The following is a 14,529-nucleotide window of genomic DNA, read 5'->3' on the forward strand; positions in this document are numbered from 1 at the left end:
AGAACGTTATGAAACAGGTACTTTTTGTTCGTCCCGACAGCCGCGAGGGCGGGAAAATAATGTGGTGTGAGTCCGGCAGCGAGCGCGTTGAGGTGGTCGACAGCCTGGAGATGCTGGCCGAACACCCCCTGGCTACGCGCGTTTGTCTCCTGTTGCCCGCCAGCGACATGATTTTCCGCCATTTTACGCTGCCGAAAAAGGTGGCTTCTCAGGCGATGGCCTTCTCGTGGATGGCGGAAGAGACGCTGATTGGCGACGTGGACAACCTCCACTGGACGGTACTCCACAAAAAAGGCGCCGACGTCGACGCCGTGGCCATTGACGCCGACCGCCTGCGCGCGGCATTAACCCGCTGTCAGGAGGCCGGATTAAACGTGATTCAGGCCCTGCCTGATGCCTGGCTGCTGCCCGTGACGACAGGGGGCAGCACGCTGGTCGCACAGGATGATAGCTACTGGCTGCGTTTATCGCCCCATGTGGCGGGTGAAATGGAGGCAACCCTGCTGCCGCTGTTAATGCAGAAAGCCGGGGTCGGGGAAGTGTGGTGTTACGGCGATGCGCCTGCGAAGGTGCACGTTGACGTGCAGCATGCCTGGCAGCATCCGCTGGCACTGATTCAGCCGCAGTGGCAAACCTGCCGCGTTAACCTGCTTCACGGTGAATTCAGCCTTAAGGCCGGTAATGGGCGGGCGGCGAAAAGTATGAAAGCCGCGATGGTGGCGGCGGGTGTGCTGTCTGTTGCTCTGCTGCTGGGGCCACGCATTGCAATGGCCTGGATGCTGGTGCAGCAGGAAAATCGGGTGCAGGAGGAGATCGTCCAGGTTTATCAGCACCATTTCCCCAGCATGCGCCAGCAGACCAATATCAAATATCACTTTGGTCAAAGCCTGAAAAAACAGAGCAAGGGATTCTTTCTTCAGCTTGATGAGCTGGAGAACGCCCGGCAGTCAGTCCCTGCGATGGAGATCGAGCTGCTGGAATACGATGCGCAGCAAAACACCCTGACGCTGAGCGTCAGCGCGCAAAACCAGCCCGCGTTGCAGGCGTTTGTTAACCAGACCAGTGAGAATTTTGATTTTACCTTACAGCCTGTTTCAACAACCGAACCGTATACCGCCATGATCGCAGGGAAACATAAATGAAAGAGCGAATCGCGCAGCTGAAGTCACGCTATCAGAATTATAGCACCCGGGAAAAAATTATTTTAAAAATATGTGCCGTTGCCATTGTGGGGGCAGTGGTGTATTACACGGGAGTGATCCCCCTGGATAATATGATTCAAAATAGTAAGTCGACGCTTAAAAGACAAAAAGAAACCCTTAACTGGATGCGCAGTGAAATTGATAAAAATCATCTTCAGGTCCAGATAGTCAAAACGAATAATCCGCGTACGGTGGTCGAGAACAGCGCCCATGAAATTAACCTTTCACTGACGGATATGCGCCAGGAGGGGCAAACTTTATCGTTCGTGTTGAATCGGGTGAGTGTGTATGAATTAAGAAGCTGGCTGCGTGAAATTAATCAGACCTCCGGCGTGAGACTGCAAAAAATAAACCTCACGCCGGTGGACCACCTCAGCGACGTGAAAGCGCAGGTGCAGCTCACCTGGTCAAAAAACGCATGAATACCTTTTCGCTGATGCGGGACGCCTTTCCGGTAGGGTTCCCGATAATGAGTGCGATCCTGGGCGGCATTGTGGGCAGTTTTCTTGGCGTTGTCGCCGAACGCGTACCGGGGATGGTGATGGATGAGGAGGGGAGTGGCAATCTGCTCTTTCCGGCCTCGAACTGTCCGGTGTGCCAGCACGCACTTGCCGCGTGGGAAAACATCCCGCTGCTCAGCTGGCTGTTATTACGGGGACGCTGCCACCAGTGCGGCAGCGCGATCCCGCTGCGACTCTTTCTGGTCGAACTAATCTCCGCCTTGTTTTTTGGCATCACGGCCTGGTGCATGCCGGACGTTCAGGCGCTGTTCTCTTTGTGGTTACTGGCGGCTTTTTTACTGCCGCTGGCCATGATCGACTGGCAGCATCAGCTGCTTCCGGACTGCCTGACCCAGCCGCTGCTGTGGGCGGGGTTAGTGCTCCATGCGTTTGACCACACGTTGCCGCTACGCGATGCGCTGTTCGGCGCGGTGGCGGGCTATCTGTCGCTCTGGCTGCTCTACTGGGCTTTTCGTCTGATCACGGGACGAGAAGGTCTGGGTTACGGGGATTTTAAGCTACTGGCGGCGCTGGGCGCCTGGTGCGGCTGGCAGGTGTTGCCCTCCATTGAACTGGCGGCAGCGTTAAGCGGTATTGTCGGTTATTTCGCCGTAAATAATTTAAATAAAAATAACCTCACTATTTCTTTTGGTCCTTATCTCGCCTTTGCTGGAATAGGGGTATTTATGAGCCAGCAATTTGCTTTCACATTTTAAATATACAGGTCAAGATTTTTTATAAATCTTTTTGATGGAGGAAGGGAAGGACGACCCTTTACGCTCAGTGTATCGTAAGAGATATAAGCTACACGGAATTTCAGCTTGTATCTTTTAATGGAGGAATACAACGCAGCAACAATTTTTTGTTCACGGCACTCACGTTGGTTAAATACGCATTACGCGAAACGCATCCATGATCTCACGGAAGACATGGGTTATTACGTTACGAATAAATTTATCAGGAAATAAAAATGAAATTTATGAAGCCAAAATATCTGGCGCTCTTTATTGCGGCGGCAACCAGCTCCGCATTTGCAGCAGCGCCAGGGGCACCGACGATCGGCTATGGCAATGACAAATTTGCCCTGGTGGAAGTGGATCAGGCAGCCCAGGATTATAACAATCTTGTCAAAGTGCATAACGATGGCGTGGATGTAAAAGTTGAGTGGAACGTCTGGAGTGGTGATGCGCCAACTTCAGCGAAAGTTCTGCTGGACGGACAAACCGTATGGACCGGCGCAGCCGGCGCGACGGGCTCTGCAACGTTTAAAGTGAAAAAAGGCGGGCGTTATCAGGAGCAGGTTGAAGTCTGTAACGCCAGCGGCTGTGCGAAAAGCGCCAGCAAGCTGATTATTGTGGCAGACACCGACGGTAGCCACCTGCTGCCGCTGAATACGTCTCTCAAAGAGAATAACAAAGCGTTTGCGAAGCATACCGATAAAGTGGTTGCGGCCTACTTCCCGGAGTGGGGCGTTTATGACCGTAACTTCCCGGTTGATAAGATCCCTGCGGCAAACCTCAACCACATTCTTTACGGCTTCATTCCAATCTGTGGCGGTGACGGCATCAACGACGGCCTGAAAACCATTGAAGGCGGCAACAGCTTCCGCGTGCTCCAGAACGACTGTAAGGGCCGACCTGACTATACCGTGGCGATCCACGACCCATGGGCTGCGCTGCAAAAACCACAGGCTGGCGTCTCCGGCTGGGACGACCCGTATAAAGGTAACTTTGGCCAGCTGATGGCGCTGAAAAAAGCGCATCCGGACCTGAAAGTGCTGCCATCTATCGGCGGCTGGACGCTCTCCGATCCCTTCTTCCACATGGGTGACCCGGCTATCCGCGCACGCTTTGTCTCTTCTGTGAAAGAGTTCCTCCAGACCTGGAAATTCTTTGACGGCGTGGATATCGACTGGGAATTCCCTGGCGGCGGCGGTGTGAGCGAAAACCTGGGCAATCCGCAGCAGGATAAAGCGACCTATACCGCGCTGATGCATGACCTGCGCACCATGCTGAACGAGCTCTCTGCACAGACGGGCCGTACCTATGAACTGACCAGCGCCATCGGTGCAGGCCGCGATAAGATCGAAGACGTGGATTACACTGCCGCTCAGCAGTACCTCGACCACATCTTCCTGATGAGCTATGACTTCTACGGCGGCTGGAGCAACACCGTTCTCGGCCACCAGGCGGCGCTGCGCGCGCCAGCATGGCGTCCGGACACTGACTACACCACTGAAAATGGCGTTAACGCGCTGCTTTCCCAGGGCGTACAACCAGGCAAGATCGTGGTGGGTGCGGGAATATATGGCCGCGGCTGGACCGGCGTGCATGGCTACACCGGTAACAATCCTTTCACCGGCACCGCTACAGGTATGGTGAAAGGGACCTGGGAACCCGGTGTGGTTGACTATCGTCAGATCGTTAACGAATACAAAGGCAAACCAGGCTGGGAATACGGCTACGACGCTGATGCGGAAGCCCCTTACGTCTTCAACAAAACTACCGGCGACCTGATCACGTATGAAGATGCGCGTTCAACCACGGCGAAAGGTAAGTATGTTCTGGCGAATAAACTGGGTGGCCTGTTCGCATGGTCTATCGACTCTGACACCGGTGACATCCTGAACGCGATGAACGAAAGCCTGCTGGGCGGCGACGCTACGCCGGTTGATCCGGAGGTCACCAACCACGCGCCAATCGCGTCCTCTGCCGATCAGAACGTGTCTGGCCCGGTAACCGTCACGCTCGATGGCTCTGCTTCAAGCGATCCTGATGGCGATGCGATTACCTACAAATGGACCCAGGTCTCTGGTCCGTCGGTCACCATCACCAACAGCACCAAAGCGAAAGCGACCTTTAACGTTGCCGCCGCGACGTCCGACCAGACCATGGTGTTCCGCCTGACGGTGACCGATGCAAAAGGCCTGAGCAACGCGATTGATGTCCAGGTGGTGAACAAGGCGCCGAAAGCTAACCAGGCACCGGTTTTAAACCCAATGGAAGCGATCACGCTTGAATCAGGTGAAACCTATGCGCTGCATGCCCAGGCCGCGGATCCAGACGGAGATGCGTTGACCTACGCCTGGAGTGTACCAGCAGATATGCACGCTACCGGGACTGACTCCGCGAACGTGAACATCACTGCGCCGGAAGTGAGCTCGACGTCTACCTACACCCTGAGCGTGGTGGTGAGCGACGGTAAGACCAGCGTGCAGTCTAACGTCCAGGTCACCGTGAATCCGAAAGCGGCGCCTGCACCTGTGCCAGATGACGAAGACACTAACCCGGCGGATGACGTTACCCCTCCGGCTGATGATGTGACTCCACCGTCTGACAAAGGGAGCTGCGATGCACCTGTGGATGCTAACGCCAGCAAATATGCGGCGTGGGAATCCAGCAAAATCTACAACGGTGGCGATACCGTAAGCTTCGACCATCTGGTGTGGAAAGCGAAGTACTGGACTCAGGGCAATCAGCCTGGCTTCGGTGTGGATGCATGGGAGCTGGTAAGCAACGTGAAGATGAACTGGCGTTCTGACCTGGTCTACAACGGCGGCGACACCACCACCTATGAAGGAAACGTTTACCGTGCGAAATGGTGGACCCGTGGTGATAATCCAGCCAACAGCGACGTATGGGTAAAAGAAGGCGCATCAACAGACTGCAAATAATCTAACCCATTAATGACTCCCCCTTTTAGAGGGGGAGTGATTCAAAATTCATTTTACAGGATGTTGGTAAGGAGAAATAACCGAAACTGTCAGCAGGTAAAAATGAAAAAGTTGATTTTGTTGTTATTGATAATAAGCCAAAGCGCTCTGGCAAACTGTTGGAATAAAGCGGCGCATTATTATCATGTCGACCCTTATTTACTGTACGCGATAGCGAATGTGGAATCCGGAATGAACCCGTATGCGGTTGGGCAAAACCGCGATGGCACGCGGGATGTCGGGCTGATGCAAATCAACAGTTCGCATTTTACCGCGCTGGAAAGCAGAGGAATCGACGAATACCGGTTAATCACGGAGCCGTGTACCTCGATCATGGTCGGGGCTTCTATCCTTGCCGGGATGATCAGGGTGTATGGCTATAACTGGGAAGCCGTTGGCGCATATAACGCCGGACTGAAAAAAGAAAATTATCCGCAGAGGATGAAATATGCCCATAAGGTCTGGGCCAAATATCAGCAACTGAAATTAGCAGCACGTTATTAACGTTTTTTATTTTTGAAGAATTCCTGAAGGTGTTCTTCGAAAAGTGAAAACAGCTGAATGTGGTTTATGTATTAACGGAGTAATACCTAAGCCGGGATTTTAACATTTAATTTTAAACGAACAGGAAAACTGAAATGAACAAAAGGACGTTACTGAGTGTACTCATTGCAGGAGCCTGCGTGGCGCCACTCATGGCTCAGGCTGCTAACCTGAAGGAGACCAGCAGTGAGCCGTACACCATCAAAGCCAGCGATCTGGCGAAGAAAGAGAAGGAACTGACGGACTTCCCGCTGATGGCTTCGGTTAAAGAGACCATCCAGACGCTGGATAACGCGCAGGTCGAACTGATTGAGCCAGGCCGGGCGGCGAACCCGGACAACGTTAAGCGCGTTGAAGGGATTGTGAAAGCCAGCGACTGGGAATATCTCTTCCCGCTGCGCGCGCAGGCCTATACCTACAGCAACTTCCTGAAGGCCGTGGGTAAATTCCCGGCGCTGTGTAAGACCTACAATGACGGTCGTGACAGCGACGCCATCTGCCGCAAAGAACTGGCCACCATGTTTGCCCATTTTGCCCAGGAGACCGGCGGCCACGAAAGCTGGCGTCCGGAAGCCGAATGGCGTCAGGCGCTGGTCCACGTACGTGAAATGGGCTGGAGCGAAGGGCAGAAGGGCGGTTATAACGGCGAATGTAACCCGGACGTCTGGCAGGGGCAGACCTGGCCTTGCGGTAAAGATAAAGACGGCGATTTCCTGAGCTACTTCGGTCGTGGTGCGAAACAGTTGTCCTACAATTACAACTACGGTCCATTCTCTGAAGCGATGTACGGCGACGTGCGTACGCTGCTCGACAAACCTGAGCTGGTGGCGGACACCTGGCTGAACCTGGCGAGTGCGATCTTCTTCTTCGCCTATCCGCAGCCGCCAAAACCAAGCATGTTGCAGGTGATCGACGGTACATGGCAGCCGAACGATCACGATAAAGCCAACGGTCTGGTTCCGGGCTTTGGTGTGACCACCCAGATCATCAACGGCGGCGTTGAGTGCGGCGGCCCGACTGAAATTGCGCAGTCTCAAAACCGTATCAAGTACTACAAAGAGTTCGCGAACTACCTGAAAGTGCCTGTTCCGGCGAACGAAGTGTTGGGTTGCGCCAACATGAAGCAGTTCGACGAAGGTGGCGCAGGCGCCCTGAAGATTTACTGGGAACAGGACTGGGGATGGAGCGCGGATACTCCGGACGGCAAAACCTACTCTTGCCAGCTGGTGGGTTACCAGACCCCGTTCAGCGCATTTAAAGACGGTGACTACAGCAAGTGCGTGCAGCACTTCTTTAACGTGAAAATTGTTAACGACGAGGGTTCTTCCGAGACCCCGGACGAAACGCCGGTCACGCCAACACCGACGCCATCCGACGATGAAACGCCGGCACCAACCCCAGCGCCGGATGAAACGCCGGTTGTGGTGAACCACGCGCCGGTTGCGCAGATTGCCGGTCCGATCGGTGCAGTGGAAGCGGGTGCGCAGGTTTCTCTGAGCGCCGAAGGCTCTACCGATCCAGATGGTAACACGCTGACGTATACCTGGCGTTCCCAGGATGGTCAGACTGTTACCGGTCAGGACAAAGCGGTTGTGACCTTTACAGCGCCAGAGTCTGCGACGGCGCAGCAGTATGAAGTGAGCCTGACCGTCAGCGATGGCGAACTGAGCAGCACCACGTCTTACCTGCTGAACGTGAAAGCGAAAGCGGCAACGCCATCCGGAGAAGATACGTCTTACCCGGCATGGAGCGCGAACAGCAAGTACAACGCCGGTGATATCGTGAACAACCACGGTAAACTGTTCCAGTGCAAACCGTTCCCGTACAGCGGCTGGTGTAACAATGCGCCGAAGTACTATGAACCTGGCGCAGGTCTGGCATGGGCTGAAGCCTGGACGGCATTATAAACAGCAAACGGCAACCCCCAGGGTTGCCGTTTTAGTGTCTGCTCTTTCCCCTCACCCTAACCCTCTCCCCAGGGGGGCGAGGGGACAGTACGGTGCAGTTGTAGGCCCGGTAAGGCGCAGCCGCCACCGGGCAAAAGGCTAACGATGAAGTTTCCCGTGATCCCGTAACCACGCCGCCGTACGCACTATCCCTTCATCCAGCGATACAATCGGTTTATATCCCAGCTCGTTCTCCGCCCGCGAAATATCCAGCGTAAAATCAAAGTTGAGCTTCGACACACCGTAATGCGTCAGTGCAGGCTCTTTCGCCGATTTACTGCCAAAGCGCTCCATGCTGCGGGCAATCATGTCCAGCATCGGGTAAGGAACGGAACGGATCCGGCAGTCGATTTTTAACTCGTCAATCAGCCTTTGCACAATGCTGCGCAGGGTACAGGGTTCGCCGTTGGTGATGTTGTACTCGCGGCCCGACACCAGCTTATCGCATTCCGGCTGGCTCGCCAGCCACATGGCGTGAACGGCATTTTCGTAATAGGTCATGTCCACCAGCGCATCGCCGCCGCGCGGTAACAGCACGCTGCCGTAGTGGTGCATCATCTGGGCCAGTCGCGGGATAAAGACTTTGTCGTGCGGCCCAAACAGGCTCTGCGGACGCAGCACGGTAAAGCGGGTGTGCGGGTTTGACTGGGCCAGCAGGTCGATCACCTCTTCGCCCGCCGCTTTACTGCGGGCAAACTCGCAGGCGAAGCGCGCCGGGCGGAAATCTTCCTGAATATCACGATGGTGGTGATAGTCGAAATAGAGCGACGGGGAGGAGATATGAATAAAGTTACGCACGCCCCAGGCGACGGCCCATTCGCCCAGACGACGCGTGGCGCGCACGTTGGCGAGATCAAAGGCTTCCTGGGTACCCCACGGAGAGGTAAAACTGGAGCAGTGCCACAGCGTATCGATACCGGCGAGCATCACCTTGGCCTGAGAGGAGACCAGTTCCGTCAGATCGGCATGGACAAATTCAGCGCCCATTTTTTGCAGGAGCTTACCCATCGCCTCATTGCGACCGGTGGCCCTCACGCTGATGCCTTTGTTGCGCAGAAACTCGACCGCATTTCGGCCTAAGCCGCTGGTCGCCCCGGTAACCAGTACCTTCATAACAATCCACTGTGTTGAAAAGAATTTCGTGCGCATTCTTTCGTGAATTACGATGTGTTGCAATGGGAAAGGTGAAAGATTAAGAGTTTTATTTAGTTATTTTCCCGCTTTTCTTCTGCCAGTTGCGCAATCCGTTTCGCCATTCCGCGGAAGATAAACAGGTGTGCCGGGATCATCAGCAACCAGTAAAACAGACCCGGCATTCCGTGCGGATGCCACCATGCCCGAACGTCCAGTTCACGATGGTCGCCGTTGTCCTTGAGGGTGAAGCAGAGCCGCCCCAGCCCCGGCGCCTTCATGCCAAACAGCAGCGCCAGCTGTTTTTCCGGCTCAACAATAATCACTTTCCAGCTGTCGACGGTATCGCCCACCTTCAGCCAGGGATGGGCAGGGCGGCCTTTTGCCAGCCGGTGACCGACCAGCAGATCCAGCGCGCCGCGCGTTTGCCACAGAATATTGCCGAAGAAATAGCGCTCTTTGCCGCCGATCTGGTTCACAACTTCCCACAGCGCTGCCAGGCTGGCCGTGGTTTTTACCATACAGCCCGCCTGTTTCGGATAATAGCCGTACTCGGGCCGCCAGCGGGCAAACGCCTGCGCGTCATAACCCCAGTCGCTGGAGTTCACCAGCTTCTCTTCCTCTTTCAGCGTGTTGCGCACCGCGTCGTCAAAGCGGATGAGTTCCTGGGGAATTAAGGCGCGCAGCGCGCGATCGTCCGCCAGCAGATCGTGCTTCAACCCCTGGATAAGCGCTTTGGCGGTCGTCGGCGGCACGGAGGTGATCACATTCAAAAACCACACCGATATCCAGCGGGTCGGGAAGGGGATGGGGATCAGCCAGCGGTGGCGGCCACTCACCCGCATAAAATGTTCGAACTGCGCCTGATAGCTCAGCACTTCCGGGCCTGCCGCCTCCAGCACGCGATGCTGCTCCGCCGGGTGATCCAGCAATGCCACCAGATAATGGAGTAAATTCTCCAGCGCAATGGGCGTGGTGCGCGAGCGTACCCAGCGCGGCGGCGTCAGCACAGGCAGGTTGTAGACCATATCGCGCATCACTTCAAATGCGGCGGACCCCGCGCCGACGATGATCCCTGCCCGCAGTTCGGTGACGGGGATACGGGCGCTCCGCAGCGTTTCTGCCGTCAGCTGTCGGGCGCGTAGATGGTCCGACTGCTCGTGCTCAGGCGCCTGGAGCGAGCTTAAAAAAATCACCTGCTTCACCGGCGTTTGCAGCAGCGCATCACGAACGTTCATCGCCACCTGACGCTCGTGGGCGATAAAATCGCCGCCTTCGCCCATGCTGTGGACAAGGTAGTAAAGCGTATCGACCCCTTCCAGCAGCGCAGGAAGCGCTTTCGGCCAGCTAAGGTCAACGTTGTGACACGTCACGCCAGGCAAATGTAGCTTTTGCAGGCGTTCCGTGTTGCGTGCCGCTGCCAGCACCTGGTGCCCCTGCTGGCTTAACGCAGTGGTCAGATGCTGACCGATATACCCGCTGGCGCCGAGCACCAGAATACGTTGCGGCACGGTATGCTCCTTAACGCTGTAAAAACGCCTGCCAGTGTTTCACCACCTCGGTCAGCTGCTCGCGGTTAACGTCAAGGTGCATCACCAGCCGTACGACCGGGGAGGCGTTAATCAGCACGCCTCGGGCTTTCATAAAGTCGCCCAGCGCGGCAGCATGCTCATCGCCGACGCGGACAAACAGCATGTTAGTGTCGTGACGCATGACATCAGCGCCGATTTCACGCAGCTGCGCTGCCATCCACGCCGCATTGTCGTGATCGTCTTTCAGGCGTGACACGTTATTTTTCAGGGCGTACAGTCCGGCAGCCGCCAGAATACCCACCTGACGCATCCCGCCGCCGGTCATTTTGCGCCAGCGGTTGGCGCGCCTGATGTAGTCCGCGCTGCCAACCAGCAGGGAACCTACCGGCGTACCCAGCCCTTTAGAGAGGCAAATGGTGAACGAGTCGCAATATTGGGTGATCGCTTTCAGCTCGCAGCCGTACTCCACCACGGCGTTGAAGATACGTGCGCCGTCAACGTGCAGGCCGAGCTTACGCTCGCGGGTAAAGTCCCATGCCGCTTTCAGGTATTCGCGCGGCAGGACTTTACCGTTATGGGTGTTTTCGAGGCTCAGCAGTTTAGTGCGGGCGAAGTGAATATCGTCGGCTTTGATTTTCGCCGCGACTTTGTCCAGCGGCAGCGTACCGTCCGGCGCGGCATCGATCGGCTGCGGTTGGATGCTGCCAAGCACCGCCGCACCGCCGGCTTCGTACAGGTAGTTATGCGCCCCCTGGCCGACGATATACTCCTCGCCGCGCTCGCAGTGGCTGAGCAGCGCCACCAGGTTAGCCTGCGTGCCGGTGGGCAGGAACAGGGCAGCCTCTTTACCGCTCAGCTCTGCCGCATAGCGCTGGAGTTCGTTGACCGTCGGGTCATCGCCGTAGACGTCGTCCCCGACCGGGGCGGCCATCATCTCTTCGAGCATGGCGCGGCCCGGACGGGTAACGGTATCACTACGTAAATCAATCATTTCACATCCCTTTAATTTAAGAGGTCTTGTGAAATGTTTTACCTGAGCCAGTTGGTTTTTGCCAGTTCGATCACTTCGTCACCGCGCCCGCTGATGATGGCGCGCAGCATGTAGAGGCTAAAACCTTTGGCCTGTTCCAGCTTGATTTGAGGCGGGATCGCCAGCTCTTCTTTGGCGACCACCACATCCACCAGCACCGGGCCGTCGATGGCGAAGGCGCGTTGCAGGGCGTCGTCCACCTCTGAGGCTTTCTCCACCCGAATACCGGTGATACCGCAGGCTTCGGCGATGCGGGCGAAGTTGGTGTCGTGCAGTTCGGTGCCGTCCGTGAGGTAGCCTCCGGCCTTCATCTCCATCGCCACGAAGCCCAGAACGCTGTTGTTAAAGACCACGATTTTGAGCGGAAGCTTCATCTGCGCCACCGACAGGAAATCCCCCATCAGCATACTGAACCCGCCGTCGCCGCACATCGCCACCACCTGACGTTCCGGTGCCGTCGCCTTTGCACCCAGCGCCTGCGGCATGGCGTTGGCCATTGAGCCATGGTTGAACGACCCAAGCAGGCGACGTTTGCCGTTCATTTTCAGATAGCGCGCGGCCCAGACGGTGGGCGTTCCTACGTCGCAGGTGAAGATGGCATCGTCGTCGGCGAAGTGGCTGATCTGCTGCGCCAGATACTGCGGGTGGATCGCTTTTTCGCTCGGTTTGGCGAGATCGTCCAGCCCCTTGCGCGCATCGCGATAATCGCTCAGGGCTTTATCGAGGAATTTGCGGTCCGTTTTTTCTTCCAGCAGCGGCAGCAGGGCGGCGAGGGTGGATTTGATATCGCCGATAAGCGCCATATCCACCTTGCTGTGCGCGCCGATGCTGCCGGGATTAATGTCGATCTGGATAATTTTGGCATCCGTCGGGTAGAACGCGCGGTACGGGAACTGGGTGCCGAGCAGGATCAGCGTGTCGGCGTTCATCATGGTGTGGAAGCCGCTGGAAAAACCGATCAGCCCGGTCATGCCGACATCGTACGGATTATCGTATTCAACGTGCTCTTTCCCGCGCAGGGCGTGCACAACTGGCGCCTTCAGCTTACCGGCAAATTCCACCAGCTCTTTATGCGCGCCGGCGCAGCCGCTGCCGCACATCAGGGCGATATTGCTGGAGTATCGCAGCAGCTGCGCCAGCTTTTTCAGCTCTTCATCGGCAGGGGTAATGGTTGGCTGGGGCGCAGAGTACCAGTGGGTGGTGGCGGTTTCAGGTGCGGCCTTCAGCGCCACGTCCCCCGGCAGCACAACCACCGAAACCCCGCGATTCAGGATCGCCTTACGCATGGCTATCGCCAGCACCTGTGGGATCTGCTCCGGCGATGAGACCAGCTCGCAATAGTGGCTGCATTCACGGAACAGCTCCTGCGGATGCGTCTCCTGAAAATAGCCGCTACCGATTTCAGATGACGGAATGTGAGCCGCAATCGCCAGCACCGGAACATGGTTGCGGTGACAGTCGAACAGACCGTTGATGAGGTGCAGGTTTCCCGGTCCGCAGGAACCTGCACAGACGGCGAGTTCACCCGTAAGCTGCGCTTCGGCACCGGCGGCAAAGGCGGCGACTTCTTCATGGCGGGTGGGCATCCACTCAATAGTTTTCATCTTGTTAAGGCTATCGCTGAGTCCGTTCAGAGAATCGCCAGTGACGCCCCAGATACGCTTTACGCCAGCCTGCTCAAGGGTTTTCGCTATGTATGCAGCCACAGTTTGTTTCATGGTTGTCCGTCTCCTTTATGTGATATCGCTTACAAGCTTAGAAGAAAGTCGCTGTATTGCCTGCTCAGTATTCTTTAAGTCCAGATGGTTTTTCTGCGCGACGCGCCTGGCAAAGTCAAACAAATAACGGGCTGCCGCACAGGCAGTAGGCACAACGTAGGCCGGGTAAACGTAGTGCCACCCGGCAAAAAGCCCGGTGGCGCTGACGCTTACCGGGCCTACAGGTGAACCGCGAAAGATTATGCGAGCACAAGATCGCCTTGCGGATGGCACGAACATGCCAGCACATAGCCCTCCGCGATTTCCGCGTCGGTCAGCGTCATGGTGCTGGTGACCGTGTACTCACCGGAAACCACTTTGGTCTTACAGCAACCGCACACCCCGGCGCGACAGGCCGCTGCCACCGGTACGTTGTTGCTTTCCAGCGCTTCAAGCAGCGTGGTGCCCACGCGGCCAAAGAAGGTCTGCGCCGGTTGCAGCTTCGTGAACTTCATCCCGCTGGTCGCCGCTTCCGCTACAGGCGTGAAGAACTGCTCTTTGAAGAAGCGGGTCACGCCGAGCGCTTTCACTTCTTTCTCCACGATCTCCATGTACGGCGCCGGGCCGCAGGTCATCACGGTGCGGTTCGCAATATCCGGCACGCTTTGCAGCAGCTCGCGGCTCAGGCGCCCCGCGACAAAACCGTGCGTCGCGTTGTGCTCGGCCACCAGCGTCACCGGATAGTTGCGCCATTCTTCGGCAAAAATCACATCTTCCGGGGAACGAACGCTGAAAATCACCTGCACGTCGGCCTGAGGTCGGTATTTCGCCAGCCAGCGACGCATCGACATAATCGGCGTCACGCCACAACCCGCCGCCAGCAGCAGGAATTTATCTTCCGTCTTGTCGTCACAGGTAAACTCGCCCTGCGCGTCAGACAGCCAGATGTAATCCCCGCGCTTCACGTCCCGGGTCAGCCACTCGGATCCTGCGCCGTCATCAATACGACGAACGGTGAGCGTAATGTACTCGCTCACGCCCGGCGTGGAGGAGATCGTGTAGGCGCGCAGAGTATCCGCCGAATTACGCACGCTCACCAGCGCATACTGGCCCGCGCGGTACGGATAATAGTCATGGCACAGCAGCGACAGCGTCCACACATCCGGCGTCTCCTGATGGATGTGATGAACCTGCATCCGCCACGGACATTGTGAGGTTGGCATGGTCATGAGTTAC

11 protein-coding genes are annotated in these 14,529 nt (G+C 56.5%); 6 read left to right on the top strand and 5 right to left on the bottom strand.

Annotated features, from left to right (window positions below):
* Window positions 1-8: 8 nt before the first annotated feature.
* From gspL to ACQG1Y_RS07805, 6 genes are all read left to right on the top strand, one after another.
* Entirely contained in the window at window positions 9-1,142 is a 1,134-nt protein-coding gene (gene gspL / locus ACQG1Y_RS07780; protein WP_032103415.1) for a type II secretion system protein GspL, read from the top strand.
* Window positions 1,139-1,624: a type II secretion system protein GspM gene (gspM, locus tag ACQG1Y_RS07785; protein ID WP_368740486.1), complete on the top strand. Its 486-nt coding sequence runs from the start codon at window positions 1,139-1,141 to the stop codon at window positions 1,622-1,624. Before gspL ends, gspM begins: the two co-directional genes overlap by 4 nt.
* Window positions 1,621-2,418 (top strand): prepilin peptidase, encoded by a 798-nt coding sequence (locus ACQG1Y_RS07790; protein ID WP_045348972.1) that lies wholly within the window; start codon window positions 1,621-1,623, stop codon window positions 2,416-2,418. Before gspM ends, ACQG1Y_RS07790 begins: the two co-directional genes overlap by 4 nt.
* 254 nt (window positions 2,419-2,672) lie before the next feature.
* The gene (locus ACQG1Y_RS07795) at window positions 2,673-5,375 is read left to right on the top strand and encodes a glycosyl hydrolase family 18 protein (RefSeq protein WP_368740487.1); all 2,703 of its coding nucleotides are present in this window, start codon (window positions 2,673-2,675) and stop codon (window positions 5,373-5,375) included.
* Between the two features lie 102 nt (window positions 5,376-5,477).
* A complete protein-coding gene (gene iagB, locus ACQG1Y_RS07800) occupies window positions 5,478-5,918 on the top strand; it encodes a type III secretion system invasion protein IagB (RefSeq protein ID WP_017384854.1) in 441 nt (146 codons plus the stop codon).
* 134 nt (window positions 5,919-6,052) lie between these two features.
* Window positions 6,053-7,864, top strand: coding sequence for a glycoside hydrolase family 19 protein (locus tag ACQG1Y_RS07805; protein WP_368740488.1), 1,812 nt, complete (start codon window positions 6,053-6,055; stop codon window positions 7,862-7,864).
* A 138-nt stretch (window positions 7,865-8,002) separates the two neighbouring features.
* Here ACQG1Y_RS07805 and ACQG1Y_RS07810 read toward each other — a convergent pair whose 3' ends face one another.
* The 5 genes from ACQG1Y_RS07810 to hcr all read right to left on the bottom strand — a co-directional run bounded on the left by ACQG1Y_RS07810 (window position 8,003) and on the right by hcr (window position 14,522).
* Window positions 8,003-9,016 (bottom strand): NAD(P)-dependent oxidoreductase, encoded by a 1,014-nt coding sequence (locus ACQG1Y_RS07810; protein ID WP_350366959.1) that lies wholly within the window; start codon window positions 9,014-9,016, stop codon window positions 8,003-8,005.
* A 92-nt stretch (window positions 9,017-9,108) separates the two neighbouring features.
* On the bottom strand, window positions 9,109-10,545 hold the full coding sequence (locus tag ACQG1Y_RS07815; RefSeq protein WP_234094980.1) for an SDR family oxidoreductase: 1,437 nt from the start codon (window positions 10,543-10,545) through the stop codon (window positions 9,109-9,111).
* 10 nt (window positions 10,546-10,555) lie between these two features.
* Window positions 10,556-11,557, bottom strand: a complete 1,002-nt coding sequence (ltaE, locus tag ACQG1Y_RS07820; RefSeq protein WP_063658852.1) for a low-specificity L-threonine aldolase — start codon at window positions 11,555-11,557, stop codon at window positions 10,556-10,558.
* A 38-nt stretch (window positions 11,558-11,595) separates the two neighbouring features.
* Entirely contained in the window at window positions 11,596-13,314 is a 1,719-nt protein-coding gene (gene poxB, locus ACQG1Y_RS07825) for a ubiquinone-dependent pyruvate dehydrogenase (protein ID WP_032653119.1), read from the bottom strand.
* Window positions 13,315-13,553: 239 nt separating this feature from the next.
* Complete coding sequence (hcr, locus tag ACQG1Y_RS07830; RefSeq protein WP_023303384.1) at window positions 13,554-14,522, bottom strand: NADH oxidoreductase; 969 nt, start codon at window positions 14,520-14,522, stop codon at window positions 13,554-13,556.
* Window positions 14,523-14,529 lie beyond the last annotated feature (7 nt).

This window comes from Enterobacter cloacae complex sp. 397G4 (genome assembly GCF_050031515.1).
Taxonomy (GTDB): Bacteria; Pseudomonadota; Gammaproteobacteria; order Enterobacterales; family Enterobacteriaceae; genus Enterobacter; species Enterobacter hormaechei_C.

Bases quoted from the DNA above. Each gene is read 5' to 3' on its own strand.
- ltaE (WP_063658852.1), bottom strand. From the start codon at position 11,557: ATGATTGATTTACGTAGTGATACCGTTACCCGTCCGGGCCGCGCCATG.
- ACQG1Y_RS07790 (WP_045348972.1), top strand. From the start codon at position 1,621: ATGAATACCTTTTCGCTGATGCGGGACGCCTTTCCGGTAGGGTTCCCG.
- ACQG1Y_RS07810 (WP_350366959.1), bottom strand. From the start codon at position 9,016: ATGAAGGTACTGGTTACCGGGGCGACCAGCGGCTTAGGCCGAAATGCG.
- gspM (WP_368740486.1), top strand. From the start codon at position 1,139: ATGAAAGAGCGAATCGCGCAGCTGAAGTCACGCTATCAGAATTATAGC.
- iagB (WP_017384854.1), top strand. From the start codon at position 5,478: ATGAAAAAGTTGATTTTGTTGTTATTGATAATAAGCCAAAGCGCTCTG.
- poxB (WP_032653119.1), bottom strand. From the start codon at position 13,314: ATGAAACAAACTGTGGCTGCATACATAGCGAAAACCCTTGAGCAGGCT.
- ACQG1Y_RS07805 (WP_368740488.1), top strand. From the start codon at position 6,053: ATGAACAAAAGGACGTTACTGAGTGTACTCATTGCAGGAGCCTGCGTG.
- ACQG1Y_RS07795 (WP_368740487.1), top strand. From the start codon at position 2,673: ATGAAATTTATGAAGCCAAAATATCTGGCGCTCTTTATTGCGGCGGCA.
- hcr (WP_023303384.1), bottom strand. From the start codon at position 14,522: ATGACCATGCCAACCTCACAATGTCCGTGGCGGATGCAGGTTCATCAC.
- gspL (WP_032103415.1), top strand. From the start codon at position 9: ATGAAACAGGTACTTTTTGTTCGTCCCGACAGCCGCGAGGGCGGGAAA.